Source organism: Micrococcus sp. HOU01 (assembly GCF_035609305.1).
Lineage (GTDB): Bacteria > Actinomycetota > Actinomycetes > Actinomycetales > Micrococcaceae > Micrococcus > Micrococcus luteus.
The window spans coordinates 2433913-2460098 of the sequence record NZ_CP141211.1; the positions used below are offsets into that span (position 1 = coordinate 2433913).

The following is a 26186-nucleotide window of genomic DNA, read 5'->3' on the forward strand; positions in this document are numbered from 1 at the left end:
CCGGGGTCAGTCGCACCAGATGCCGAAGTGGCGGCACGTCCACTCCGCAGTGCCTTTGCCGAGGCCCAGGGTCGTGACGACGTCGTCCTCGGCCGAGGCCGCCGAGGCGGCGGCGGCCGGAGCGCCGACGAGGGTGGAGGCGAGAAGGAGAGCGGAAGCGAGGAGAGCGCGAGTCTTCATGGCCCCAGTATGTATGACGCCCGTCACAAATGGTGCACGCCGCGCACAGGCCGCGCCGCGGCATGGCGCAGATGACGGCCGGCGGGCACCCCGGCCTCGCCCCGACGCCGACAAGGTGGCATGCGCCACAGCACCGGTTACGCTGACCTGCGTGTCCGAAGAGCTGCGCATCCTGATCGCCGACGACCAGCCGCTCATGAGCGGCGCGCTCCGCGTGCTCGTCGACTCTGCCCCCGGCATGACCTGCGTGGGTGTGGTCGCCAACGGCGTCGAAGCCGTGGAGGCGTGCGCCGCCATCGAGCCGGACGTGGTCCTGATGGACATGCAGATGCCCCTGATGGACGGGGTGGAGGCCACACGCCGGATCAAGGACACCCACCCCGCGATCCGGGTCCTGGCGATCACCACGTTCACGTCCGAGGACTACCTCGTGCCGGCCCTGCGCGCCGGAGCGGGCGGCTACCTCCTCAAGGACGCGGAGCCGCCGGCCATCCTGGGCGCCATTCAGGCCGTCCATCGCGGCGAGTCCGTGCTCTCCCCCGCCGTGGCGACCAAGCTGCTCGCCTCGATCGAGCGGGACCGGCCGACGGTGGGCCCCACCTCGGTGCAGCCCGGCAGCCCCGACGGCTCCGACCTCACCGAGCGGGAGCTGGGCGTGCTGCGGCTGCTGGCCAGGGGTCAGTCGAACCCGGAGATCGCCGCGAACCTCTTCGTCTCCGAGTCCACGGTCAAGGCCAACCTCACGCGGATCATGGCCAAGCTGGAGGTCCGCGACCGCGTCCAGCTGATCATCCGGGCGGCCCAGCTCGGGCTCGTCACCCTCGCCCTGGACTGAGCGCGGCGGGGTCAGCCACGGGCCGCGATCTCGTTGCGCCGCGTGTTGAGGTCCTTCAGGACTTGCATCCCGTGCTCCACCACCGGGTCCGCCTCGGCCAGGAGCGACTCCTTGGCCGGCCCGTAGGCGAGGTCGGCGAACGTGCCGTTCTCCGGGTCGAGGGCCCGGATCTCCTGCTGCACCAGGCGCACCTGGTCCAGGCCGGCCGCGTACTCCACCGCTCGCTCGTCGATCTTCGTCAGGGACGCCTCCGCGTCCTCCGGGATCTGCTCCAGGGCGAACTGGGCCTCGTAGAGCCGGTTCTGGTACGTGCAGGGCTCCTCGATGTCGTAGAGCCCCACGCCGCGACCCACGGCCTCCTGATTGGCCTGGGCGATCTCCTCCGCCAGGCGCTTGCCGACGGCGACCTCCGTGGGGGCGGCCATGCCGGCCTCCGCCATGGCCACGTTGACGGTGCCGCCGCCGATCGAGATGACCGCGCTCTCCATCCCCTCGGGCGCGCCCTCGTCCGAGGTGGTCATGCTCGCGGTCGCCCCCTGCGGGAGCCGATCACGCAGCCAGGCGTAGGACTCCTCCCCCATGCAGAGGTTGGGGCCGACCTTGAGGCCCTCGGGGTTGCGGCCCGCGCTCGTGACGCCGGCGAGGACCACGGTCCGCTCGGTGCCGCCTTGGTTCACCACCACGGTGTTGCCGTCCAGCACGGTGACGATGTCCACGCGGGCGGCGTCGGCGGCCACGCCGCGGAGGACGGTGACGATGCCCAGCAGGAGCAGGACGGCGGCGACGGCGAGGAAGACCAGCAGCCCCTTCAGGGGGACCCGGGCACGGGCGGCGACGTGAGTCATGCGGACTTCCTGCAGGTGGACGGCGGGACGGGGGGCCGCGACGACGGCCCGGAGCCCGAGTCTAGCGAAGGGCCCCGGGACCGCCGAGCGGCGGGCCGAGGGACGGCTGCGTCGGGCTCAGCGCTCCCGGCGGTAGAACGGCGTGGCCACCACGGTGAACGGCTCGCCGCGGCCGCGCAGGTCCACCTGCAGGGACGTGCCCTCGGCGGCCACGTCGCGGCGGACACGGGCCAGGGCGATGGGGTGTCCGAGGGTCGGGCTGGGGGCGCCCGAGGTCACCTCGCCCACCCGCTCGCCGGACTCGTCCAGCACGGCGTAACCGTGCCGGGCGGCACGCCGACCCGCGCCCTGCAGCCCCACGAGGACCTCCTCGACGTCGTCCCTGCCGACCAGCGCGGATCGTCCGACGAAGTCGGCCTCCTTGCTCGCGGGCACCGCGAAGCCGACGCCAGAGGCGTGCGGCTGGTGCCCGGTGTCCAGCTCGTTGCCGTAGAGCGGCATGCCCGCCTCGAGGCGCAGCGAGTCCCGCGAGGCGAGCCCGCACAGCGTCAGCTCCACGCCCGCCTCGTCCGCGGCCGAGAGCATCGTGTTCCACACGGCGGAGCCGCGGTCGCCGGCCTCGGCGGTGGAGGCGGCGGGCAGGAACAGCTCGAAGCCGTCCTCACCGGTGTAGCCGGTGCGGGCGACGACGGCGATGACGTCACCGGCGTCCGTGGGCACGGTCAGGGTCAGGTGGCCGTAGTACTTCAGCTCGGCCAGCTGCGCCGCGGCCTCCGGCATGGCCCGGGCGAGGATCCTCTCGGCCTGCGGGCCCTGCACGGCCACGAGGGCGGTGGTCGAGGACTCGTCCTCGACGACGGCGTCCCAGCCCGAGGCCCGCTGGTTCAGCGCGGTGTGGACCGCGGCGATGTTGCCAGCGTTGGGCACCACCAGGTAGTCGGGCTCGGAGCCGGCCTCGCCGTCGTCCATCCGGTAGACGATCGTGTCGTCGAGGATGGTGCCGGCGTCCGTCAGGCACAGGGCGTACTTGGCGCGGCCGGGCTTCAACGTGGAGAGCACGCTCGAGAGGGCGTGGTCCAGCATGGCCCCGGCCTCCGGGCCGGTGACCCGGATCTCGCCCATGTGGGAGAGGTCGAACAGGCCGGCGGAGGTGCGCACGGCCTTGTGCTCGGCCAGCTCGGAGCCGTACTTCAGGGGCATGTTCCAGCCGCCGAAGTCCGTGAACGTGGCGCCCGCGGCCTCGTGGACCGGGTGCAGCGGGGAGTTGCGCGTCGAATCGCTCATGGGGGTGATCCTCTCAGTCCTCGTCGGCGGTGTCGGCCACGGCGCCCTCGAACGCCTCGGGCGGCGGGCACGAGCACACGAGGTTGCGATCGCCGTAGGCGCCGTCGATGCGGCCCACCGGCGGCAGGTACTTGTCCAGACGCAGGCTCGGCACCGGCGTGCCCGCCTGGGCGCGCGAGTAGGGGCGATCCCACTCGTCGGCCATCAGGACGTTGAGGGTGTGCGGGGCGCGACGCAGGACGGAGTCCGCCACGGTCTCCGGGGTGACGGCGGTGATCTCGGCGTGGATGGCCTCCATGGCCTCGATGAACCGCTCGATCTCCTCGAGGTCCTCGGACTCGGTGGGCTCCACCATGAGCGTGCCGGCCACGGGGAACGCCAGGGTGGGGGCGTGGAACCCGTAGTCGATGAGGCGCTTGCACACGTCCTCGGCGGTCACGCCCGTGCGGGCCGTGAGCTCGCGCAGGTCGAGGATGCACTCGTGCGCCACGAGGCCGTCGTTGCCCGTGTACAGCGTCGGGTAGAGGGGCGCGAGGCGGCGGGAGATGTAGTTGGCGCCCAGCAGCGCGTGCGCGGTGGCGGAGCGCAGGCCCTCGGCGCCCATCAGGTGGATGTAGGCCCAGGAGATGGGCAGCACGCCGGCCGAGCCGTGCGGGGCCGCGGTCATCAGGGCCTCGCGGGAGGGCAGGTACGGCACGAGGTGCTCGCCCACCGCCACGGGGCCCACGCCCGGGCCCCCGCCGCCGTGCGGGATGCAGAACGTCTTGTGCAGGTTCAGGTGGGAGACGTCTCCGCCGAACTCGCCCGGCTGGGCCAGGCCCACGAGCGCGTTGAGGTTGGCGCCGTCGATGTACACCTGGCCGCCCGCGGCGTGCACCGTGGCGCAGACCTCCTTGACGTCGGCGTCGTAGACGCCGTGCGTGGAGGGGTAGGTGATCATGATGGCCGCGATGCGGCCCTCGTTCGCCGCGATCTTGGCGTCCAGGTCGGCGGCGTCGATCGTGCCGTCGTCGGCGGTGGCGACGACGACGACCTTCAGCCCCGCCAGCACGGCCGAGGCCGCGTTGGTGCCGTGGGCGGAGGCCGGGATCAGGCAGATGTCCCGCTCACCCTCACCGCGGGCCAGGTGGTACTGGCGGATGGCCCACAGGCCCGCGAACTCGCCCTGCGAGCCGGCGTTCGGGGCCACCGAGACGCCCGCGTAGCCGGTGATCTCGGCGAGCTTGGCCTCGAGGTCCGCGATCAGGAACCGCCAGCCCTCGGTCTGGTGGTCGGGCGCGAACGGGTGGATGGAGCAGAACTCGGGCCAGGAGATGGCCTCCATCTCCGCGGTGGCATTGAGCTTCATGGTGCACGAGCCCAGCGGGATCATGGTGCGGTCCAGCGCCAGGTCGTAGCCGGAGAGGCGGCGCAGGTAGCGCAGCATCTTCGTCTCCGAGTGGTGGGTGTTGAACACCGGGTGCGTCATGAACGCGGAGGAGCGGCGCAGCGACTCCGGCACGGCCGGGGTGGCCACGGCGCCCTCGTGCGCGGAGGCCGGCAGGGAGCCCGCGTCCAGGCCGAACGCCGTCAGGACGGCCACGAGGTCGGCGTCGACGGTGGTCTCATCGGCTGCGATCCGCAGGGTGTCCGCGTCCACCAGGCGCAGGTTCACGCCGTTCTCCTCGGCGGCCTGCAGGACCTGCTCGGCCCGGCCGGGCACGCGGACGGTGATCGTGTCGAAGAAGTGCTCCTCGGCGACCTCGACGCCGCCGGCCCGCAGCGCCTCCGCCAGGCGGACGGCCTGGGCGTGGGCGTGGCGGGCGATGCGGGCGATGCCCTGGGGGCCGTGGTAGACGGCGTACATCGAGGCGACGATCGCGAGCAGCGCCTGGGCGGTGCAGATGTTGGAGGTGGCCTTCTCGCGCCGGATGTGCTGTTCGCGCGTCTGGAGGGCGAGGCGGTAGGCGGGCTTGCCGGCGTCGTCGTGGGAGACGCCCACGAGGCGGCCCGGCATGCTGCGCTGCAGGCCCTCCTTCACGGCCATGTAGGCGGCGTGGGGGCCGCCGAAGAACAGGGGCACGCCGAAGCGCTGCGTGGAGCCGACGGCGATGTCCGCGCCCTGCTCCCCGGGCGGGGTGATCAGGGCGAGGGAGAGGATGTCCGCGGCGACGGTCACGAGGGCGCCGGCCTCCTTGGCCTGCGCGATGACGGCGGCGTGGTCGTGGATGCGGCCGGAGTCGCCGGGCTGCTGCAGCACGACGCCGCACAGGCCCTTCTCCTCGACCTCGGCGCGGACGTCCTCCGGGATGCCTGCGGAGAGGTCGGCCACGCGCACGTCGATGCCCACGGCCTCGGCGCGCAGGCGCACCACGGAGAGGGTCTGCGGGAAGAGGTCCGCGTCGAGGAGGGTGACGCCGTCGGTCCTGCGGCGGTTGGCGCGGTGCATGAGGAGCACGGCCTCGGCGGCGGCGGAGGCCTCGTCCAGCAGAGAGGCGTTGGCGATGTCCAGGCCGGTGAGGTCCTGGACCATCGTCTGGTAGTTCAGGAGGGCTTCGAGGCGGCCCTGGGAGATCTCCGGCTGGTACGGCGTGTAGGCCGTGTACCAGGCCGGGTTCTCCAGCACCTTGCGGAGGATGACGCCCGGGGTGACGGTGTCCGAGAAGCCCTGCCCGATCATCTGGGTCTTCATGACGTTGCGGCCGGCGATCTCGCGCAGCTGCTCCAGGACCGCGGACTCGGTCAGCGGGGCGGGCAGCTCGAGGGGCTTCGGCTGGCGGATGCCGGCGGGGACGGCGGTGTCCACGAGGGCCTCGAGCGAGTCGTAACCCAGGGTCTGCAGCATGTGCTCGACGTCCGCGGGGCGCGGGCCGATGTGGCGGGCCACGAAGGGGGCCGAGGCGGTGTCCTTGGGCTCGACGCGCTCGTGGGGCAGCGCGGTCGTGCTCTCGGTGGTCTGGGGGCTGGTCACGGGGTACCTCCGGGGGATCCTGCCGTGGTCACGGCGTGGGTCTGCTCCTCCCCGCTCTGTCATGGACCTGAGAGTTTCCGACGCCCGGGTGGGCGGCTTGCACCGTCGGTGGTCTCGGTCCGGACGCGGGCGCGGCGGAGTGAGACGCTTTCCAGAGCGCCTGACCCCACGCGGTACGGATGCCTGAGAGATTCCCGGGGAGGGTTTGCTCCTTCGGCGGCCTGCTCACGCGGCCGGCCGGGGCAGGACGCGCGCCGACGCTCTCCCGCGCGGGGCATGCGGCGTGCCGTCAGTATCCCACACGTGTAGGCCGCGTCACAGGGCCACCGGGGGGCGAGACGGGATGCTCGGGGCCGGGCCCTGTCCGACCCCGCCTAGGGTGGCGGGGTGACCCCGACCTCTGCCCTCTCCTCCCGTGCACCGGGCCTGGCGGCGTGCCTCGGGCTCGGCCTCGCGGCCGTCGGCACAGCGACGGCGGTGCGCCCCTGGGCGCCCGCGCTCAGCCCGCTGCTGCTCGCCATCCTGGCGGGCCTGGCCTGGCGCAACCTCGCCCCGGTGCCGGAGCGGCTCGCGCCCGGCGTCGCGTTCGCGGCCAAGCCGGTGCTGCGCGCGGGCATCGTGCTGCTCGGCCTGCAGCTGCTGCTCTCGGACGTGCTGGCCCTCGGGCCGGGCGTGATCGCGCTGGTGGTGGGCGTCGTCGGCGTGACGTTCGCGGCGACCCTCGTCCTCGGGCGCGCCCTGCGGCTGCCCTGGGACCTGACCGCGCTGGTGGCCTCGGGCTCCTCGATCTGCGGGGCGGCCGCCGTCGCGGCGGCGGACTCGGTGGTGCGGGCGCGGCGCGAGATGGTCGCGACCGCGATCGGCCTGGTGGTGCTCTATGGGACGCTGATGATCCCGGTGATGCCCCTGCTCACCGGCGCCCTGGGCCTCGAGGAGCAGGCGGCCGGGCTGTGGATCGGCGCGGCCACGCACGAGGTGGCGCAGGTGGTGGCGGCCGGCGGCCTGGTGGGCGGGACGGCGCTGTCCGTGGCGGTGACGGTCAAGCTCGCCCGCGTGGTCATGCTCGGGCCCGTGATGATGGGGCTCGCGTGGTGGCAGCGGCGCCGGGACGCACTCGAGCCGGCCACGCTCGACGACGGCGCCCCCGCCGCCGGCGGGCGGCCGCTGGTGCCGTGGTTCGTGGTGGGGTTCCTGCTGGCCGTGCTGGTGCGCGCGACCGGCTGGCTGCCGGCGGGTGTGCTCGACGCGGCCGCGCTGGTGCAGCAGCTGCTGCTGGCCACCGCGATGGCGGCCCTCGGTCTCGGCGTGCACCTGCGCTCGATCGCCGCCGTCGGGCCGCGGCCGCTCGTGCTGGGCACGGCGAGCACCGCCGTCGCCGTGGCGGTGGGCGGGCTCGGCGCGACCCTGCTCGCCTGACCCCCACTCCCACTTTCGTTGACGAAACGGCGGCGCGTCGGAGCGCTTTCGTTGACGAAACGGGCGTCCGGGAGGGGTTGAGCCGCCCCACGCGCCCGGGCCTACCGTGGCGAGGACGGGCGGACGTGTTCCTCCGCCCCGGAGCCGACCGAGGGAGCGATCCACGCATGTACACCCGCAGCCGAAACGACGTCGAGAAGGTCGAGTGGGGCGGAGGCACCTCCGAACGCCTCATCACCGCGAAGGACGAGATGGGCTTCGCCGTCGCCCACACGATCGTGCGCGCCGGATCGTCCTCGAAGCTCCAGTACCGCAACCACCAGGAGGCCTGTTACTGCATCGCGGGCAACGGCTCCGTGGTGGAGCCGGACGGCACCGTCCACGAGATCACGCCGGGTGTCATCTACGTCCTGCCGGACCACGAGCCGCACGACCTGCGCGGCGGCACCGAGGACATGCACCTGATCTCGGTGTTCAACCCCGCCATCACCGGCGACGAGAAGCACACCCTGTCGGAGGACGGCTACTCCAGCTACTGAGCCCGGGCACGGTGAGGGAGGCGTCGACGACGGCGCCTCCCGCGTCGGCGCCGACGGCGGCGTCCGGTCGTAGGGTGGCGGGGTGCTCAACCTGTGCGCCCCCGAGCGCACCGTGCGCCGCAACACCCACCTGGCGCTGGTGCTGACCGCGATCGCGGGGATCCTCAACTCCGTGGGCTTCGTCGCCGTGGCCACGTACACGTCCCACATGACGGGGATCGTGGCGTCCATGGCGGACGCGGCGGTCCTCCACGCCCCGGGTCTGGTCGGCACGGGCCTGCTCGCGCTGGCCATGTTCATCCTGGGCGCGGTCGTCTGCGCGCTGGTGTTCAACTGGGGCCGGGTCAACGGCCTCCGGTCGCGGTACGCCAACATCCTCCTGCTCGAGGGCGTCGGCATGCTGGTGTTCGGCCTGCTCGCCGAGCACGTCCGCGATGCGCACCGGCCGCTCGTCGTGGTGGCCGTGCTGTGCTTCACCATGGGCCTGCAGAACGCGCTGATCACCCGCATCGGGGCGTGGCCGATCCGCACCACGCACGTGACGGGCATGGTCACGGACATCGGCGTCGAGCTCGGCAAGATCCTGTACCGCAACGCGCCCGGGGCCGCGGCCCCCGTCGTCGGGGAACCGCGGCGCGTGGGACTGCTGGCGCTGCTCGTGGCCCTGTTCTTCCTGGGCGGGGTGGCGGGCGCGGCCGGCTACCTCTGGCTGGGCTTCGAGGTGGTCATCCCGGTGGCCGGCGTGCTGCTGCTCATCGCCCACCGCCCGCTGATCCAGGACCTGCGGGACGTGGGGCTCACACGAAGGCCGAGACGCCGGTGAGGGCCCGCCCCACGATCAGGGTGTTCATGCCGTAGGAGCCCTCGTAGGAGTAGATGGCCTCCACGTCCCCCATGATCTTGGCGATCTCGTGCTCCGTGAGCAGGCCGTTGCCGCCGAGGGCGTCGCGGGCGAGCGCCGCCGAGGACCGGGCCAGCCGGGTCGAGGTGGCCTTGGCCATCGCCGCGTGCATCATCTCCATCCGCCCCTCCTGCCGCAGGGCGTCCACCTGGAGCATCATCCCGGCGGAGGCGGCCAGGTTGCCGGCGACCTCGGCGATCTGGGCCTGGATCAGCTGGAACGCGGCCAGCGGGCGGCCGAACTGCTCCCGCCGCAGCGCGTAGGAGCGCAGCACGTCCAGCACGCCCATCTGCGCGCCGACGCCCTGCCAGCCGACCCACATGCGCGAGTCGCGCAGCAGGGCGCGGGTGGCGGCGAAGGTGGTGGCGCCGGGCAGGATCGCGTCCGTGGGCAGGCGCACGTCCAGGGTGATGTCCGCGTTCTGCATGATCCGCAGGCCCATCTTCCCGCTGATCTTGGTGGCCTCGTAGCCGGGGGTGTCGGTGGGCACCACGAAGCCCTTGATCTCGCCGTCGGCGGTGTCGCGCGCCCAGACGAGCGCGACGTCGGCGATCGTGCCGGCCCCGATCCAGCGCTTGGCGCCGCGGATGACCCACTCGTCGCCGTCGCGGGTGGCGGTGGTGGCGAGGCCTCCGGCGATGTCCGAGCCGTGGTCCGGCTCGGTGAGGCAGAACGCGCCCAGGGCATCGAAGGATTCGAGGCGCCCCTGCCACGTGGTCTTCTGCCGCTCCGAGCCCAGGCCGGCGATCATGCCGAGGTTGAGCTCGTTGTGGATGCCCACGAGGGCGGACAGGGACAGGTCCACACGGGCGATCTCCGCGTGCACGAGCTGCTGGAACAGCGAGGAGGAGCCATCCAGGACGAGGCGCCCCAGGCCCAGCTCAGCGAGACCCGGCAGCAGGTCGAACGCGAACTCCTCGGCGTCCCAGTACCGGGTCAGGTGCGGCCGCACGCGGGTCTGCAGGTGGTCCTCGATCGCGTCGAGCCGGGCACGCTCGGCCGGCTCGAGGCGGTCCCGCAGGCGCAGCAGGTCCACGTGGGGCAGGCCGGGGGTGACGGCGGGCGCGCCGGAGGCGGGGACGGGGCGGTCGGCGATGGCGGTCATGGCTCTCCTTCGGGGCGGTCCGACGACGGCGGGCGGTTTCGCCGCGAATCCGACTGTAGGACTTCCAACTATCCAGGTCTGCCAGTAGTGTTCCAGATCACAGACCCCCGGCCAAGGATCCGTTCAGCAGCCATCCCGAGGAGGGACCCATGACCGTCCAGGACCCCACCGCCGTCGCCGCCCCGTCACCGACGGAGGTGTTCCGCGCGGCCCGCGACCTGCTGGTCGAGTGCCAGACCGACTATGAGCGCGCCCGCGCCGAGTTCGAGTGGCCCCGCTTCGAGCACTTCAACTTCGGCTTCGACTGGTTCGACCGCCTGGCCCAGGACCCGGCCCGCGCGGACGTGCCGGCGCTGATCATCGCCGAGGACGACGGGCGCAGCACCGAGCGCACCTTCGCCGAGCTCTCCGCGGCCTCCAGCCGGGTGGCGAACTGGCTCTCCGCGCAGGGCCTGCGCCGCGGCGACCGCCTCATCCTGATGCTGAACAACCAGGTGGAGCTGTGGGAGTTCATGCTCGCCTGCATCAAGCTGCGGGTGGTCATGGTGCCCACCACCACGCAGATGACCTCCGGGGACCTCGAGGACCGCGTGACGCGCGCCGGCGCCGCGTGGGCCGTGGCCGGCGCCGAGGACCTGGCCAAGTTCGCCGGCGTCGGCGAGGACCTGCACCTGGTGCACGTGCCGGGCGTCTTCGCGGAGGGCCCGGCGCGCCGCGCCCCCGAGGTCGCCGGCCACACCGTGCTCTCCTACGACGACGCCGACGACGCCGCCACCGAGCTGACCCCGGCCGAGCCGACCCCCGCCGACGAGACGCTGCTCTTCTACTTCACCTCGGGCACCACCTCGAAGCCGAAGCTCGTGGAGCACACCCACACCTCGTACCCGGTCGGCCACCTCACGACGCTCTACTGGATCGGTCTGGAGCCGGGCGACGTGCACCTCAACGTGGCCTCCCCGGGCTGGGCCAAGCACGCGTGGTCCAACTTCTTCGCCCCGTGGATCGCGGAGGCCACGATCTTCGTGCACAACGCCCGCAAGTTCGACCCCGCGGCCCTGATGGCCAACATGGAGCGCTACGGCGTCACGAGCTTCTGCGCCCCGCCCACCGTGTGGCGCATGCTCATCAAGGCGGACCTGGCGCAGCTGACGACCCCGCCGACCAAGACCATCTCCGCGGGCGAGCCGCTCAACGCCGAGGTGATCGACCAGGTGCACAAGGCGTGGGGCACCACGATCCGCGACGGCTTCGGGATGACCGAGACCACCCTGCAGATCGCCAACACCCCGGGCCAGAAGGTCGTCATCGGCTCCATGGGCCGCCCGCTGCCCGGCATGGACGTCACCCTGCTCGACCCGCTCACGGGCCAGGAGGCCGAGGAGGGCGAGATCTGCCTGCGCCTGGACCCGCGTCCGGTGGGCCTGCTGAAGTCCTACTACGGCAACCAGGAGAAGACGGACGAGGTGTTCCGCGACGGCGTGTTCCACACCGGTGACATCGCCCGCCGCGACGAGAACGGCGTGCTGACCTATGTGGGCCGCGCGGACGACGTCTTCAAGTCCTCGGACTACAAGGTGTCCCCGTTCGAGCTGGAGTCGGTGCTGGTCAAGCACCCGGCCGTGATGGAGGGCGCGATCGTCCCCACCCCGGACGAGCTGCGACTGGCCGTGCCGAAGGCCTTCGTCACCCTCGCCCCGGGCCATGAGCCCACCGCGGAGACCGCCCGGGCGATCCTGCAGTTCACGCTCACCCAGCTGCCCCCGTACAAGCGCATCCGCCGCATCGAGTTCCTCGAGCTGCCGAAGACCATCTCGGGCAAGATCCGCCGCGTGGAGCTGCGCAAGGCCGAGGTCGAGCGCGCCCAGACGGGCGCCGCCCCGGACGGCTACGGCACCGAGTTCCGGGAGGAGGACCTGGACCTGCAGCGCTGACCGGCCGTTCCCCGCCACCGCCCCGTCCGTGTCCGGCGGTGGCGGGGGACCCCCGGTGCGCCGCTAGTCTGGAGCGCCATGAAGAAGCCACCCCTCGCCCAGGACCCCATCCGGGAGGCCGCCCGGAACTGGGAGCGTCACGGATGGGGTGACGTCGCCCGCCCGATGGCCGCCATCACCTCGATCATGCGAGCCCAGCAGATCCTGCTGGGTCGGACGCAGGCCGCGCTCAAGCCCTACGGGCTCACCTTCGCGCGGTACGAGCTCCTGGCGCTGCTGAACTTCTCGCGCGAGAAGCGGATGCGGATGTCCAAGGCGTCCGCGCTCCTGCAGGTCCACCCCACCTCGGTGACCAATGCGGTGGACCGGCTCGAGGCCGCCGGGCTGGTGGAGCGCACACCCCACGAGTCGGACCGCCGCGCGCTCGTGCTCGCCCTCACGGACGAGGGCCGGCGCGTCGCCGTCGCCGCCACGGAGACGCTCAACGCCGAGGTCTTCGGCCGTTCCGGCTTCGATCCGGCGGACGTGGACACCCTCATCGACGTCCTCGGCCGGTTCCGCGCCGAGGCCGGCGACTTCCAGGTCGACGGCCTCGACGCCGGCACGCCCGCGACGGCGGAGCACACCTCCTCCTGACGCGCTCCCCGGCCGCCCGACTCAGCGGGGCTCGAGGCGCACGGCGCCGTCGAGCCGGATGACCTCGCCGTTGAGGAACGGGTTGGACACGATCTGCTCGACGAGCAGCGCGTAGTCCTCGGGCCGGCCGAGGCGGGCCGGATGCGGGGTCTTGGTGGACAGCGCCTCGCGGGCGGCCTCGGGCAGGCCGGCCATCATGGGCGTCTCCATCAGACCGGGGGCGATCGTGACCACGCGGATCTGCGAGGAGGCGAGCTCGCGGGCCGCGGGCAGGGTCAGCGCGACCACGGCGCCCTTGGAGGCGGAGTACGCGATCTGGCCGATCTGCCCGTCGTAGGCCGCCACGGACGCGGTGTTGACGATGACGCCGCGGTCCTCGCCGAGCGGCTCCTGCGTCTTCATCGCGGCGGCGGCCTGGGCCATCATCGCCACGGTGCCGACCGTGTTGATCGCCAGGACCCGGCTCAGCACCTCGGCGGACAGCGGCCCGTCGCGACCCACGAGCTTGCCCGGCGTCGCCACGCCGGCGCAGTTGACCAGCACCCGCAGCGGCCCGGCCTCCAGCGCGGCGGCCACAGCCTCCCGGGCGGTGCCCTCGGCGGTGACGTCGCCCGTCACGAAGCGCGCACGGGGACCGAGGGCGGCCACAGCGTCCGCGCGGACGGTCTCGCCCTCGCGGTCCGGCAGGTCCACCACCACGACGGCGGCGCCCGCGTCCGCCAGGCGGCGGGCGGTGGCATGGCCGAGGCCCGAGGCCCCGCCGGTGACGATCGCGCTCTGGTTCGACAGGTCCATGGGCGGACCCTCCCTTCCTCCTCGGGATACCCCCCGAGTTCGATAGTTGCATGTCCTACGTTCTCATCCTAGATTAGCGGAAGAGTAACCCAGATCACACGCACGGCCGGGCCCGTCACGCCCGCCGTGGGCGGCGCCGCCCGGCGTCCGCCTGCCGCCTGGACCCGCGAGGAGCCCCCATGTCCGAGAAGACCGCGCCCACCGAGACCGCCCCCGTGATCCCCCACTTCGTGCACGGCGAGCGGCGCGAGGGCGCCTCCGGCCGGCACGGCGACGTCTACCACCCGGCCACGGGCGGCGTGGCGGGGCGCGTGCCGCTGGCCTCCGCCGAGGAGATCGACGCCGCCCTGGCCTCCGCCGAGGAGGGCTTCGCCGCGTGGTCGAGGCTGAACCCGCAGCGCCGCGGCCGCATCCTGCTGCGCTGGGTCGACCTGATCAACGAGAACATGGACGAGCTGGCCACCGTGCTCGCCCAGGAGCACGGCAAGACCGTCCCGGACGCCCAGGGCGACATCCAGCGCGGCATCGAGGTCGTGGAGTTCGCCGCGGGCGCCCCGCACCTGCTCAAGGGTGAGTTCACCGCCGACGCGGGCACCGGCATCGACGTGCACTCCATCCGCCAGCCGCTCGGCGTGGCCGTGGGCATCACGCCCTTCAACTTCCCGGCGATGATCCCGCTGTGGAAGGCCGGCATCGCCCTGGCGGCGGGCAACGCCTTCGTCCTCAAGCCCTCCGAGCGCGACCCCTCCGTCCCGGTGCGCCTGGCCGAGATGGCCCTCGAGGCCGGCATGCCCGCCGGCGCCCTCAACGTGGTGCACGGCGACAAGGCCGCCGTGGACGCGCTCATCGAGGACCCGCGCGTCAAGGCCGTCGGCTTCGTCGGCTCCACCCCGATCGCGCAGTCCATCTACGCCCACGCCGGCCGCATGGGCAAGCGCGCGCAGTGCTTCGGCGGGGCCAAGAACCACGCCGTGGTCATGCCGGACGCGGACCTCGAGATGACCGCCGACGCCCTGGTCGGCGCCGCCTTCGGCTCCGCCGGCGAGCGCTGCATGGCGATCTCCGTGGCCGTCCCGGTCGGCGAGGAGACCGCCGACCGCCTGATCGCGCTGCTCCGCGAGCGCATCAAGGACCTCAGGGTCGGCCCGTCGCTCGAGGCGTCCTCGGACTTCGGCCCCGTCGTCTCGAAGGACGCGAAGGAGCGCATCGAGGGCTACATCGCGGCCGGCGTCGAGGCGGGCGCCGACCTGGTCGAGGACGGCCGGGGCGTCGTCGTCGAGGGCCACGAGGACGGCTTCTACGTGGGCGCCACCCTGTTCGACCGCGTCACCCCGGAGATGAGCATCTACCGCGAGGAGATCTTCGGCCCGGTGCTCTCCGTGGTCCGCGCGAAGGACTACGAGGAGGCGCTCACGCTCGTGAACGAGCACGAGTTCGGCAACGGCGTGGCCATCTTCACCCGCGACGGCGACGCCGCCCGCGACTTCTCCACCCGCGTGGACACCGGCATGGTCGGCGTGAACGTGCCGATCCCCGTGCCGATCGCCTACTACACCTTCGGCGGCTGGAAGGCCTCCGGCTTCGGCGACCTGAACCAGCACGGCACGGACGGGCTGAAGTTCTACACCAAGACGAAGACCGTCACCACACGCTGGCCCTCCGGCGTGCGCGAGGGCGCCAGCTTCGTGATGCCGGCCGGCTCCTGACCGCCCCGCAGCCCGTCCCGACCAGGAGGACCCCATGACCACCGTTCTGTTCCTCGGCCTCGGCCACATGGGCGGCCCCATGGCCGCCAACCTCGCCGCCGCGGGCCACCGCGTGCTCGGCTTCGACCTCGTCCCCGAGGCCCTCGAGAAGGCCCGTGCGGCCGGCGTCGAGACCGTCACGGACACGGCCGCGGCGGCCGCGGAGGCCGACGTCGTGCTGACCATGCTCCCCCACGGACGCCTGGTGCTGGACGTCTACCGGGGTGAGGACGGCGACGGCGGCCTGCTCGCCGCCGCCCGGCCCGGCACCGTGTTCCTGGACTGCTCGACCATCGACGTCGCCGAGGCCCGCGAGGCGGCCGCGGCGGCGGAGGCGGCGGGCATGCGGGCGGCCGACGCGCCGGTCTCGGGCGGCCAGGTGGGCGCCGAGGCCGGCACCCTCGCCTTCATGGTGGGCGCCTCGGACGAGGTGTACGCCGAGGTGCTGCCGCTGCTCGAGGTCATGGGCGCGCGAATCGTGCACTGCGGGGCCGCCGGCCTGGGCCAGGCCGCGAAGATCTGCAACAACATGGTGCTGGGGGTCACGCAGATCGCCGTCGCCGAGGCCTTCGTCCTGGGCGAGCGCCTGGGCCTGCAGCACCAGGCCCTGTACGACGTGATGAGCAAGGCCTCCGGGCAGTGCTGGTCCCTGACCACCAACTGCCCGGTGCCCGGCCCCGTCCCCGGCTCCCCCGCGAACCGGGACTTCCAGCCCGGCTTCGCCGGCGCCCTGATGGCCAAGGACCTCGGGCTCGCGCTCGCGGCCCTGGACGAGCAGGACGTGGCGGCCGACCTGGGCCGCCTCGCGCAGGCCAAGTACGCCGAGTACGCCGCCGGAGAAGGCGCCGCCCGCGACTTTTCCGGCATCATCGAGGACATCCGAGCATCCCACACGGACAGGAGCGAGGCATGAGCGAGCAGACCACCCCGGACGGCGCCGAGTCGCCGATCATCGTGGAGCGGCAGGGCCGGGTCGGCCACATCCGCCTGAACCGGCCAAAGGCCCTGAACGCGCTGAACGAGGCGACGATGCGCGCCGTCGTCGCGGCGGTACAGGAGCTGGACACCGACCCGGAGATCGGGGCGATCCTGCTCTCCGGCTCCCCCAAGGCGTTCGCCGCCGGTGCGGACATCAAGGAGATGGCCACCAAGGAGTTCTCCGAGATGTACGCGGCCGACTGGTTCGCCGGCTGGGACGGGCTCACCCGTGCCCGCACCCCCATCGTGGCGTGCGTGACCGGCTACGCCCTCGGGGGCGGCTGCGAGCTGGCCATGATGGCCGATGTGCTCGTGGCCGGCGAGGGCGCGAAGTTCGGCCAGCCCGAGATCAACCTCGGCGTCATCCCCGGCATGGGCGGCTCCCAGCGCCTGACCCGCGCCGTGGGCAAGGCGAAGGCCATGGACATGATCCTCACCGGCCGCATGATCGGGGCGGAGGAGGCCGAGCGCATCGGACTCGTCTCCCGCGTGGTGGCCGACGAGAAGGCCCTCGAGGAGGCGCTGGAGGTGGCCGCGACCATCGCGTCCAAGTCCAAGCCGGCCTCCTGGATGGCCAAGGAGGCCGTCAACGCCGCGTTCGAGACCACGCTCGCCCAGGGCATCGCCTTCGAGCGCCGCGTGTTCCACGCCGCGTTCGCCACGGCGGACCAGAAGGAGGGCATGGACGCGTTCGCGGCGAAGCGCGAGGCGGGGTGGCAGCACCGATGAGCGACGCGCAGACCACGGCGACGACGGCCCCCGCGGCCGGGCAGGACGGCGCGGCGGACGAGGTGCTCCTCGAGGTCCGCGACGGCCTCGGCCGCATCACGCTGAACCGTCCGCGCGCCCTGAACGCGCTGACGCAGGACATGGTCCGGGCGATCGACGCGGCCCTGACCGACTGGGCCGCGGACCCCGCCGTGCGCGGCGTGCTGATCCGCGGCGCCGGGGAGAAGGGACTGTGCGCCGGCGGCGACGTCGTCTCCCTGCGCGCCTCCCTCCTGGCGGGGCGGTTCGCGGAGGCCGAGGAGTTCTTCCGCGACGAGTACGCGATGAACGAGCGCATCGCCGCCTACCCCAAGCCGTACGTGGCCTTCATGGACGGCGTCGTCCTGGGCGGCGGCATGGGCGTGTCCGCGCACGGCTCGCACCGTGTGGCCACCGAGCGGACGCGCGCCGGCATGCCCGAGACGGCGATCGGGTTCACCCCCGACGTCGGCGGCTCCTTCCACCTCGCCCGCGCACCCTTCCAGGCGGGCCGGCACCTGGCCGCGACCTCGGCGCACGCCTCCGGGTCCGACGCGGTGGCCCTGGGCCTGGCGGACGTCTTCGTGGAGTCCGCCCGGCTGGACGAGCTCGAGCAGGCCCTCGCCGCGGCGTTCGGCGCCCTCGGCCCGGCCGCGGACGCGGGCGCGCGCGACGAGGCCGCCTTCGCCGCCGCCGACGAGGTGCTGGCCCGGTTCGCGGTGGCCGAGGACGCACAGCCCGCCTCCGCGCTGGTGGCCGGCCGGGAGTGGATCGAGGACGTCTACGACCGGGAGACGGCCGCCGAGGTCCTCGCCGCCCTGGACGAGCGCGCCGCCGCGGGCGGGGAGCACGCCGAGGCCGCGGGGCAGGCCGCCGAGGCCATCCGCACCAAGTCCCCGACCGCCGTCGCCGTGGCCCACGAGGCCCAGCGCCGGCTGGCCGCGCGCGGAGCGGACCTGACCGTGGCCGACGCACTGCGCCAGGAGTTCACGATCGCCACCCACCTGATGCGCGAGCCGGACATGGCCGAGGGCATCCGCGCGCTGCTCGTGGACAAGGACAAGGATCCGACGTGGAGCCCGGCCCGGCTCGAGGACGTCTCGACCGAGGACGTGGCCGGGCACTTCGAGCCCGTGTCCGGGGTGGACCCGCTGCAGCTCGGCTGAGCCCGCCCCGACGGACCGCGCCCCGTGGTCACGTGTGGGGACCGCGGGGCGCCGTGCTGGGTGGGGCGACCGGGTGGGGCCCCCGACGTCAGCCGATCAGGCCGCGGCCCACGATCATGCGCATGATCTCGTTGGAGCCCTCGAGGATCCGGTGCACGCGCAGGTCCCGGACGAGCTTCTCCACGCCGTATTCGTGCAGGTAGCCGTAGCCGCCGTGCAGCTGCAGGGCGGTGTCGGCGGCCTCGTAGCCGGACTCGGTGGCCACGAGCTTGGCCATGGCGCACAGGCGCACGGTGTCCGGGTCGTTGCGGTCCAGGGCGTCCGCGGCGCGCATGAGCATCGTGTGGGCGGTCTCCAGCTTCACGGACATGTCCGCGAGCTCGAAGACGAGGGCCTGCTTGGTGGTGAGCGGCTCGCCGAACGCGCTGCGCTCCTTGAGGTAGCGGGTGGCCTTGTCCAGGGCGGCCAGGCCGCCGCCGATCGAGCAGGCGCCGATGTTCAGGCGGCCGCCGTTGAGGCCCTTCATGGCGATGCGGAAGCCGTCGCCCTCCTCGCCGAGGCGGTCGGCCACGGGCACGCGGACGTCCTCGAAGATCACCTGGCGCGTGGGCTGGGTGTGCCAGCCCATCTTCTTCTCGCTGGGGCCGAAGGACAGGCCGGGGGTGTCCTTGTGGACCACGACGGCGGAGATCCCCCGGGCGCCCGTGTCCGCGGTGCGGCACATGACCACGTAGTAGCCGGAGGAGCCGGCGCCGGAGATGAACTGCTTGACGCCGTTGAGGACGTAGTGGTCGCCGTCGCGGACGGCGCGGGTCTTCAGCGCGGCCGCGTCCGAGCCGGCGCCGGGTTCGGTGAGGCAGTAGCTGGCCAGGTGCTCCATGCCCACGAGGTCGGGGATCCAGCGGGCGCGCTGCTCGTCGCTGCCGAAGGAGTCGATCATCCAGGCGACCATGTTGTGGATGGAGATGTAGGCGGCGAAGGCCGGGTCCGCCTTGGCGAGCTCCTCGAAGATCAGGATCGCGTCCGTGCGCGCCAGGCCGGTGCCGCCGTGCTCCTCCCCCACGTAGATGCCGCCCAGGCCGAGCTCGCCGGCCTCGGCGAGGACGTCCACCGGGAAATGCTACTCGGCGTCCCAGTCGAGGGCGTGCGGGGCGACGCGCTGCTCGGCCAAGTCGCGGACGGCGTCGACCAGGGCCTTCTGGTCGTCGGTGATGGGGAACATGGGTTCGTCCTCCTGGGGCTCGGGCCGGCCGCGCGGGCGGTCCACGACGGGGTGGTGCGGGGGTGACACCGCGGGCGGCGACAGGGTGTGACTGTCGTCACCATGATAATAGGACATCCAATGATTTGCCGTGTCGCCACCGGGCCGTGGGCTAGGGCATGTCTGACAATCGTTTGGACCACGCGAGCACAGCATTCAACACCACGGCGGCCCGGTAGACGATCGCGTACTTGTCATACCGGGTCGCCAGGCCCCGCCACTGCTTCAGGTGCGCGTACTGGCGCTCGATCACGTTCCGGCCCTTGTAAGCCTGCGAGTCCAGGCCCACGGGACGGCCACCGGCCGAGCCGCGGCGCCTGCGGTGGCCCTGCTGATCCGCCGGCTCGGGGATCACGGCTTTGATCCGGCGGGCACGCAGGTGGGTGCGGATCGCCCGGGAGGAGTACGCCTTATCGCCCAGCACGGCCTCGGGGCGGGTCCGGGGCCGCCCTACTGGCCGGGTCACGCGCAGCTGCTCCAGAAGAGGAAGGAGCATCGGGGAGTCCCCTGCCTGGCCGGGGGTGATCAGGCTGACCAGCGGCAGCCCGGTCCCATCGACGAGCTGATGGATCTTCGTGCTCAGCCCTCCCCGGGAGCGCCCGATGCCGTGATCGGCCGGCTCCTCATGCAGATTCCTGTAGTTCGACCCATCCCCCTGTGAGGCGGGTGATGTTCGTCGCGTGCTGATGCGCACGGGCGATCGTGGAGTCCACCGAGACCGACCAATCGATCAGGCCTTCGGCGTCAGCGGCGGCGGTCAGCCTCGCCAGCACCGCATCCCAGGTGCCCTCTTCAGCTAAGCGCCGGTGCCAGGTCCACACGGTCTGCCAAGGCCCGTAGACCTCGGGCAGATCCCTCCATGCAATCCCGCACCGATATCGGTAGATGATCGCCTCCACCATCGTGCGGGCGTCGGCGAACGGCCTGCCGGCACGGCCGGTCCGGGTCGGGAGCATCGGGGCGATCAACTCCCATTGGGCATCGGAGAGCATCTGGAAGCGGGACATGTCCCCAGGGTCTCAGCTGACTCGTGCATCTATTCTCAGACACGCCCTAGCGTGCTCCCCGTGCAGACCACCACCAGCCCCACCGCGGACTCGCCCACCGGCCCCCGCTCCCACCCCTCCGGCCGCACGGAACAGCTGTTCGGCATCCGCCGCCACGCGCTGATGACCGAGCGGGACGGCGCCCTCAACCCGGCCGCGTTCGAGGTCGGCCCGTGGTGCCTCGACCTGGACGGTCGGCCCACCGGCGCGGCGGCCACCGTGATCATGGACAACGCCACGGCGGTGGCCGTGCACCACGCGGCCCGGGACATCGAGGCCGTGGTCACCACCGAGCTGCAGGTCAACGTGCTCGGCCCGCTGCCCGCCTTCGACGCGGCGGCCGTCACGGCCGGGGACGAGGACGGCCCGCTGCTGGAGTGCTGGACCCGCCCGCTGGCCTGGGATGCGGGCGGCGGCGTGGCCCGCGCGTGGCTCGAGGACGCGGACGGGCGTCGCGTGGTCGAGGCGACCGGCTGGTTCCAGTCGGTGCCGGCCGGAGCGCCGGAGCGGATGGCCGAGTTCGTCTGGGCCGGACGGCTGCCCCGCGGGGCCGAGACCCGCGTGCCCATGCCGGGGCTGCTGGCCGCCCGCCCCGAGTTGTTGCCGACGGCCGATCCGGACGTGCGCCCCGCCGTCGCCGCCGCGACGACCGCCGGCGCCTGCTTCGCCCCGAAGCCGGAGCTGGCCAACCCGTCGGGCGCCGTCCACGGCGGGGCCATGACGCTGCGGGCGGTCACCGCCGCGCAGGCGGCCATGCCGGACCGCGAGCGCTACGACGTCCAGGCCGTGCGCGTGGTGTTCGTGCGCCCGGGCCACGGCGAGATGGTCGCCCTCACGCGGGTGCGGCACGCCGGCCGGTCCCTGCGCCTCGTGGACGTGGACCTCGTGCCGGTCGGCGCCGACGGCGTCCCCGTGGCCGACAAGCCGATGGTCCAGGTGCAGGTCACCTTCCGCGCTGCCCGGAGCTGACGCCCCGCCCGCCCGGGCGCCCGAGCGCTTTCGAACGTGAGAGAGGCCCTATCCCACGTTCGAAAGCGCTCATTCCCCCGACATCACGTTCGAAAGTCCCGGGAGGAGGAGGCGTCGCCGTCGTGGGGCCGGCTCAGCGGCCCACGGTGCCGAACCGGGAGGCCACGGGGGCCGTGAAGGCGGGCTTCAGGAAGAACCACGCGGCGGCGGTGACCGCCACGCTCACGAGGAACACCACGAGGCCCCACGCGTCGGTGGCGCCGCCGCGCGAGGTGTACATGTGGTTCAGGTTCGTCAGCAGGCCCGTGAAGGCCACGAGGAACACGTGCACCACGATGAACGCCACGAAGAAGACCATCACCGGGAAGTGCACCTTGCGGGCCACCTCCATGGGGAACGCCTTGTTCAGTCCCTTGGCCTCCGTGGGGAACCACGAGGACATGCGCCAGCCCGTGAGGGCGGCGAGCGGGGCGGCCACGAACACCACCAGCGCGTAGGAGAGCATCTGCAGCGCGTTGTAGTGCACCCAGCCGTTCTCGGTGGGCCAGTCCAGGGACAGGTACTGGATGCCGGCGGACAGGGCGTGCTGGAACACGTGCGGGTCCGTGGGCACGATCCGCGCCCAGTGGCCGGTGACGATCAGCAGCACCACGAAGATCGCGCCGTTGAGCAACCACAGCGCGTCGAGGGCCTGGTGCATCCAGATGGTGAGCGAGAACTTCTTCGGGGTGTTGCCCCGCGCGGAGAACAGGCCGTCCTTCGTCGGCGTGAAGTTGGCCGGAGGCCGTGTCTCGTGGCGGATCTGCAGGCCCGTCCGGATGATCAGCACCATCAGGAACATGTTGAGGAAGTGCTGCCAGCCCATCCACCAGGGCATCCCCTCGGGGGTGCCCTGGGGCAGGACCGGGTGCCCGTCGTAGGTCGCGATGAAGTCCGCCACCGGGTCCAGGCTCCGCAGCCAGCGTGCGGCCAGCACAGCGAGCAGCGCCAGCACCACGACGCCGGCCAGCGCCGGCAGCGCCTTGCGCAGACGGGACGGGGCGGTGGCCTCGGCGGCGTCCGTCTCCGCGGTCCGCGCGGGCGTACCGGGGGCGGCCCCGGGGGCGGCCCGGGGCGGCTGCGCGGCGGAGGCAGGCGGGGCCGAACGGGTGTCCGGCGCGGTGGGGGCCGGCTCCGCGGCCACGGGGGCGGCGACGGCCGGTTCCGCATCGGCCGGCTCGACATCGGCCGGCTCGGCGACGACCGGCCGGGCCGGCGCCGCGGCGGCGGGCTCGGCGGTGGCCTGCTCCGGTGCGACAACCTCCTGCGCCACCGTCTCCGGCGCGGTGGGGGCGCCCACGGCAGCCAGCTCGGTGAACCACTCCCCCTCCCGGGCGAACGGCACGTACCCGGCCATGCGTCGCCGCTCCGCGAGCGGCACGAGGTCGGACTCCACGGGCGCGCCCGCCCCGGACGCGGCGGGCGCACCGGTCGCGGCGGCGGCGACGGCGGCCGCCACGTCCGGCACGACGGGCTCGGTCTCCGCGGGTGCGGGGGCCCGCGTCGGGGACGCGGAGGCGGCGATGGGCTCGGGGGCGGCGGGCGGCGGCGGAGCGGCGGCCGGGGTCGAGCCCGCGGCCGGGGCGGGGGCACCGCCGAGCCACTCGGCCTCGCGGGCGAACGGGACGTACCCGGCCATGCGGCGTCGCGCGGACAGGGGCGTGAGGCCCGACGCCGGCGCGGACGGCGCCACCGGCACGGCGGGCGCGACCACCGGGGCCAGGGCCGCCGTCGTGGTGTCCTGCCCCGGGGCGGGGGCGGGCTCGGTCTCGGCCGGGGCGCCCTTCAGGGGGACGTAACCGGCCATTCGCTGCTTGGGCATGCTTCTCCTCGTCCGAGGGGCGCGGTCCGCAGCGGACCGCGCCCGCACCGGTTCAGCCGCGGCGGGTGCGCAGCTGCTCGATGACCTGTGGGACCACCTGGAAGATGTCCCCGACCACGCCGAAGTCGGCGTGCTCGAAGATCTCGGCGTCCTCGTTCTTGTCGATCGCCACGATGGTCTTGGCGGTCTTCATGCCGGCCAGGTGCTGGATGGCGCCGGAGATGCCCAGGGCGATGTACAGGTTCGGGGACACGATCACGCCGGTCTGGCCCACCTGGCGCTCGGCCGCGGTGTAGCCGGAGTCGACGGCGGCGCGCGAGGCGCCCACGGCGGCGCCGAGCTCGTCGGCGAGCTGCTCGACGATCGCGAAGCCCTCCTCGGAGCCCACGCCGCGTCCGCCGGCGACGACGGTTTTCGCGCCGCGCAGGGGCGGACGGGCGGAGTTCTGCGTGCGGGCGTTCACCTCGAGCACCCGGGCGCCGGCGGTCACCGGGCCGAGCTCGGCGGCGGCCAGCTCCACGACCTCGGGCGCCTCGACGGCCGGGGCTCGGTCCGCGACGGCGCCGGGGCGCACGGTGATGATCCGGGGGCCGCCCTCGCCGGTGGACTCGCTGAGGTAGTCGCCGCCGAACACGGAGTGGCGGGCGATGACCTCGTCGTCGGCCCAGCGCAGCCCCACGGCATCCGCGCACACGGGGCCGCGGGCGCGGACGGACAGGCGGCCGGCCACCGCGCGGGACTCGGGGCTGCCGGAGAGCAGCACGGCCACGGGCGCGGTGCGGGCGGTCGCGGCGGCGAGGGCCTGCACGGCGGCGTCGCCGAGGGTGGTGGCGGCGTCGTCGGCCACGAGGACGTGGACGCGCGTGGCGCCGTACTCCCCCAGACGGGCGACGGCGGCGTCCCTGCCCTCCGCGCCGGTCACGAGGACGGCCTCGGGCACGCCCACGGTGGCGGCGGCGCCGAGCAGCTCGGCCACGACCGGGCGGAGCGCGCCGTCTGCACCGATCTCGGCGTGCACCAGCACGGTCTGACCGCTGTTCGCGGCGTCGGTCTGCGTCGTCATCTCGGTCTCCTCCACGTTCGCGCTCACACGAGCCCCCGGCCCGCGAGGAACTCCACCAGCCGCTCGGCGGCGGTGCCGTCGTCGGTGATCTTCTCGCCCGCGGCACGCTCGGGACGCGTGTCCGCCGAGACCATCACGGAGCGGTAGGCGGCCTCGGCCGGACCCGCGGCGATGCCGAGGTCGGCCAGGGACAGGACGGTGAGCGGCTTCTTCTTGGCCGCCATGATGTTCTTGAAGTTCGGGAACCGCGGCTCGGGGGTCTTCTCCGTCAGGCTCGCCACGGCGGGCAGGGCGACGGCGGCGCGCACGTCCGCGTCCGAGGTCGCCACGGTGCCGGTCAGCTCGCCGTCGGTCAGCTCGGGGGCCTCGGCGTGCGGCAGGTAGGGCCGGTCCAGGAGCTCGGCGACCATGGCCGGCACCACGCCGGTGCCGCCGTCCGTGGACAGCGTGCCGGCGAGCACGAGGTCGGCGCCCTCCTTCTCGACGGCCGCGGCGATCACGCGGGCCGTCTCCACGGCGTCCGAGCCGACGAGCGCGTCGTCGGTGATCTGCACGGCGGAGTCCGCGCCCATGGCCAGCATCTTGCGCAGGGTCTTGGAGGAGTCCTCGGGGCCCACCGTCAGGGCCACGATCTCGACGTCCGCGCCGGCGTCCCGCCAGCCCAGGGCGACCTCCATGACGCGCTCGCTGATCTCGTCCGGCACGGGCTCGGCCGCGCCGTCGCGCACCACCCAGCCGGTCTCCAGGCTCAGCTCACGTTCCTGCCACGTGTCCGGCACCTGCTTGGCCAGCACCAGGATCTTCACGGCCTCTCCTCCTTGGGTCGCGGTCTCGCCCCGGGGCCTCCGCCCCGAGCACGGTGACTTACGCTACAGACTACGGGTCCGCGCACATCCGGGCCGCATGACCCCCGCGCGGGAGCGGCCGGGGCCGCCGTCGTCGGCCCGCGCGTCCGGACCATGATCGCCCGAACCGAGGAGGCACCGTGAGCCCCGCCGCCCCGCCCGCAGAGGACCGGCCCCGGGTCCCGGCGGTGCCCGCCTCCTCCCTCGTGCTGGTCCGGCCCGGGGCCGGCGGCGAGACCTCGGTGTTCACCGTCCGCCGCGCCGGGACCATGGCCTTCAGCGCCCACGCCACGGCCTTCCCCGGCGGCCGCGTGGACCCCGCGGACAACCTGCCGGACCGGCTGTGGGAGGGCACGGATCTGGCCGACTGGGGCCGGCGCCTGGGGCTGCCGCACGAGCCCGTGGACGCCCACGGCACCCTCGCGGAGCTCGACCCCGCCGAGGGCGCCGGCCGCGTGCTGGCCGCCGCCGTCCGCGAGACGTTCGAGGAGACCGGAGTGCTCCTGGCCCGGGACGCCGTCACCGGCACCCCCGTGGACCCGGCCCGGGTGGCCGCGTTCCCCGACGAGCTGCGCGACGCCGTCGAGCGCCACGAGGTGGACTTCGGGGAGCTGCTCGACCGCGAGGGGCTGCGCCCCGACGCCGGCGCGCTCGTGCCGTGGTCCCGGTGGATCACCCCGCACGGGGGCCCGCGCCGCTACGACACGTTCTTCTTCGCCGTCCACCTGCCGCAGGGCCAGTCCCCCGAGCGGATGTCCTCCGAGGCGGCCAGCCACGGCTGGGCGTCCCCCGCCGAGCTGCTGCGCCGCTTCCGGGCCGGCGAGGTCAACCTGATGGCCCCCACATGGTGGCAGCTGCGCACCCTGGTCGACGCCGGCGAGGACATCCACGCGGGCCGCTCCCGGTTCGAGCCCCTCGAGGGGGTCATGCTCGTGGCCGGGCAGGGGCCCGTGTTCCCCCACGCGGACGAGTATCTGCGTGACCTGACGGCGTTCCGCGCGGCCGCGCAGGTGGAGGAGTCCAAGGACAACATCCTCTGAGCGCTCCCGGCTCCGGGCCGTGCGGTGGGTGACGGGCCGGAGAGCAGC

22 protein-coding genes, 1 pseudogene and 1 riboswitch are annotated in these 26186 nt (G+C 73.4%); of the genes and pseudogenes, 12 read left to right on the plus strand and 11 right to left on the minus strand.

Annotated elements, in window-relative coordinates:
• Positions 1-6: 6 nt before the first annotated feature.
• A complete protein-coding gene (locus SOY78_RS11175; protein WP_002856694.1) occupies positions 7-180 on the minus strand; it encodes a hypothetical protein in 174 nt (57 codons plus the stop codon).
• Positions 181-331: 151 nt separating this feature from the next.
• Here SOY78_RS11175 and SOY78_RS11180 point away from each other — a divergent pair, with 151 nt between their 5' ends.
• A complete protein-coding gene (locus tag SOY78_RS11180; protein ID WP_002856693.1) occupies positions 332-1015 on the plus strand; it encodes a response regulator in 684 nt (227 codons plus the stop codon).
• An 11-nt stretch (positions 1016-1026) separates the two neighbouring features.
• On the opposite strand, the gene SOY78_RS11185 is transcribed toward SOY78_RS11180, so the two are convergent.
• From SOY78_RS11185 to gcvP, 3 genes are all read right to left on the minus strand, one after another.
• Entirely contained in the window at positions 1027-1860 is an 834-nt protein-coding gene (locus tag SOY78_RS11185; RefSeq protein ID WP_002856692.1) for a thermonuclease family protein, read from the minus strand.
• A 117-nt stretch (positions 1861-1977) separates the two neighbouring features.
• Positions 1978-3144, minus strand: a complete 1167-nt coding sequence (gene gcvT / locus SOY78_RS11190; RefSeq protein WP_044659070.1) for a glycine cleavage system aminomethyltransferase GcvT — start codon at positions 3142-3144, stop codon at positions 1978-1980.
• Between the two features lie 13 nt (positions 3145-3157).
• Positions 3158-6094, minus strand: coding sequence for an aminomethyl-transferring glycine dehydrogenase (gcvP, locus tag SOY78_RS11195; protein WP_036316118.1), 2937 nt, complete (start codon positions 6092-6094; stop codon positions 3158-3160).
• 161 nt (positions 6095-6255) lie between these two features.
• Positions 6256-6372, minus strand: a riboswitch (glycine riboswitch).
• Positions 6373-6481: 109 nt separating this feature from the next.
• On the opposite strand from gcvP, the gene SOY78_RS11200 reads away from it, so the two are divergent.
• The 3 genes from SOY78_RS11200 (at position 6482) to SOY78_RS11210 (ending at position 8872) form a co-directional block, all read left to right on the plus strand.
• Positions 6482-7510, plus strand: a complete 1029-nt coding sequence (locus tag SOY78_RS11200; protein ID WP_324701584.1) for a YeiH family protein — start codon at positions 6482-6484, stop codon at positions 7508-7510.
• Between the two features lie 167 nt (positions 7511-7677).
• On the plus strand, positions 7678-8049 hold the full coding sequence (locus tag SOY78_RS11205) for an ectoine synthase (RefSeq protein ID WP_020624813.1): 372 nt from the start codon (positions 7678-7680) through the stop codon (positions 8047-8049).
• 82 nt (positions 8050-8131) lie between these two features.
• A complete protein-coding gene (locus tag SOY78_RS11210) occupies positions 8132-8872 on the plus strand; it encodes a YoaK family protein (RefSeq protein ID WP_141843787.1) in 741 nt (246 codons plus the stop codon).
• Here SOY78_RS11210 and SOY78_RS11215 read toward each other — a convergent pair.
• Complete coding sequence (locus SOY78_RS11215) at positions 8847-10055, minus strand: acyl-CoA dehydrogenase family protein (RefSeq protein ID WP_270618138.1); 1209 nt, start codon at positions 10053-10055, stop codon at positions 8847-8849. The genes SOY78_RS11210 and SOY78_RS11215 overlap by 26 nt on opposite strands.
• Before the next feature lie 149 nt (positions 10056-10204).
• Here SOY78_RS11215 and SOY78_RS11220 point away from each other — a divergent pair, with 149 nt between their 5' ends.
• On the plus strand, positions 10205-11986 hold the full coding sequence (locus SOY78_RS11220) for an AMP-binding protein (protein ID WP_119217562.1): 1782 nt from the start codon (positions 10205-10207) through the stop codon (positions 11984-11986).
• A 78-nt stretch (positions 11987-12064) separates the two neighbouring features.
• Positions 12065-12622, plus strand: coding sequence for a MarR family winged helix-turn-helix transcriptional regulator (locus tag SOY78_RS11225; RefSeq protein ID WP_141843791.1), 558 nt, complete (start codon positions 12065-12067; stop codon positions 12620-12622).
• Positions 12623-12643: 21 nt separating this feature from the next.
• Here SOY78_RS11225 and SOY78_RS11230 read toward each other — a convergent pair whose 3' ends face one another.
• Positions 12644-13417: an SDR family NAD(P)-dependent oxidoreductase gene (locus tag SOY78_RS11230; protein ID WP_141843793.1), complete on the minus strand. Its 774-nt coding sequence runs from the start codon at positions 13415-13417 to the stop codon at positions 12644-12646.
• 179 nt (positions 13418-13596) lie between these two features.
• Between SOY78_RS11230 and SOY78_RS11235 the strand changes: the two genes are divergently transcribed.
• The 4 genes from SOY78_RS11235 to SOY78_RS11250 are packed head-to-tail and all read left to right on the plus strand — an operon-like array spanning position 13597 to position 18053.
• Positions 13597-15123 (plus strand): CoA-acylating methylmalonate-semialdehyde dehydrogenase, encoded by a 1527-nt coding sequence (locus tag SOY78_RS11235; protein ID WP_324701585.1) that lies wholly within the window; start codon positions 13597-13599, stop codon positions 15121-15123.
• 34 nt (positions 15124-15157) lie between these two features.
• Entirely contained in the window at positions 15158-16075 is a 918-nt protein-coding gene (gene mmsB, locus SOY78_RS11240; RefSeq protein ID WP_135019531.1) for a 3-hydroxyisobutyrate dehydrogenase, read from the plus strand.
• The gene (locus SOY78_RS11245; RefSeq protein WP_100059002.1) at positions 16072-16869 is read left to right on the plus strand and encodes an enoyl-CoA hydratase; all 798 of its coding nucleotides are present in this window, start codon (positions 16072-16074) and stop codon (positions 16867-16869) included. The genes mmsB and SOY78_RS11245 overlap by 4 nt, the downstream gene beginning before the upstream one ends.
• Positions 16866-18053 (plus strand): enoyl-CoA hydratase/isomerase family protein, encoded by a 1188-nt coding sequence (locus SOY78_RS11250; protein ID WP_135019532.1) that lies wholly within the window; start codon positions 16866-16868, stop codon positions 18051-18053. Before SOY78_RS11245 ends, SOY78_RS11250 begins: the two co-directional genes overlap by 4 nt.
• A gap of 88 nt (positions 18054-18141) precedes the next feature.
• On the opposite strand, the pseudogene SOY78_RS11255 reads toward SOY78_RS11250, so the two are convergent.
• Both SOY78_RS11255 and SOY78_RS11260 read right to left on the minus strand, forming a co-directional pair.
• Positions 18142-19275 (minus strand): annotated as a pseudogene (locus SOY78_RS11255) (acyl-CoA dehydrogenase family protein).
• Between the two features lie 151 nt (positions 19276-19426).
• Positions 19427-20321 (minus strand): IS5 family transposase gene (locus SOY78_RS11260; RefSeq protein ID WP_324701586.1). Its coding sequence is split into 2 segments (ribosomal slippage): positions 19427-19963 and positions 19965-20321, totalling 894 coding nucleotides; the frame shifts between segments, so codons are not numbered across the junction.
• 60 nt (positions 20322-20381) lie between these two features.
• Here SOY78_RS11260 and SOY78_RS11265 point away from each other — a divergent pair.
• Positions 20382-21329, plus strand: coding sequence for a PaaI family thioesterase (locus SOY78_RS11265; protein ID WP_324701587.1), 948 nt, complete (start codon positions 20382-20384; stop codon positions 21327-21329).
• Positions 21330-21462: 133 nt separating this feature from the next.
• On the opposite strand, the gene SOY78_RS11270 is transcribed toward SOY78_RS11265, so the two are convergent.
• Genes SOY78_RS11270 through SOY78_RS11280 form a run of 3 tightly spaced genes read right to left on the minus strand, consistent with a single transcriptional unit; the run spans position 21463 to position 25059 of the window.
• Positions 21463-23190, minus strand: coding sequence for a cytochrome b/b6 domain-containing protein (locus SOY78_RS11270; RefSeq protein ID WP_324701588.1), 1728 nt, complete (start codon positions 23188-23190; stop codon positions 21463-21465).
• 52 nt (positions 23191-23242) lie between these two features.
• On the minus strand, positions 23243-24280 hold the full coding sequence (locus tag SOY78_RS11275; protein ID WP_141843799.1) for an electron transfer flavoprotein subunit alpha/FixB family protein: 1038 nt from the start codon (positions 24278-24280) through the stop codon (positions 23243-23245).
• The gene (locus SOY78_RS11280) at positions 24277-25059 is read right to left on the minus strand and encodes an electron transfer flavoprotein subunit beta/FixA family protein (protein ID WP_141843801.1); all 783 of its coding nucleotides are present in this window, start codon (positions 25057-25059) and stop codon (positions 24277-24279) included. Before SOY78_RS11280 ends, SOY78_RS11275 begins: the two co-directional genes overlap by 4 nt.
• A 179-nt stretch (positions 25060-25238) precedes the next feature.
• Between SOY78_RS11280 and SOY78_RS11285 the strand changes: the two genes are divergently transcribed.
• On the plus strand, positions 25239-26138 hold the full coding sequence (locus SOY78_RS11285; protein ID WP_324701589.1) for an NUDIX hydrolase: 900 nt from the start codon (positions 25239-25241) through the stop codon (positions 26136-26138).
• Positions 26139-26186 lie beyond the last annotated feature (48 nt).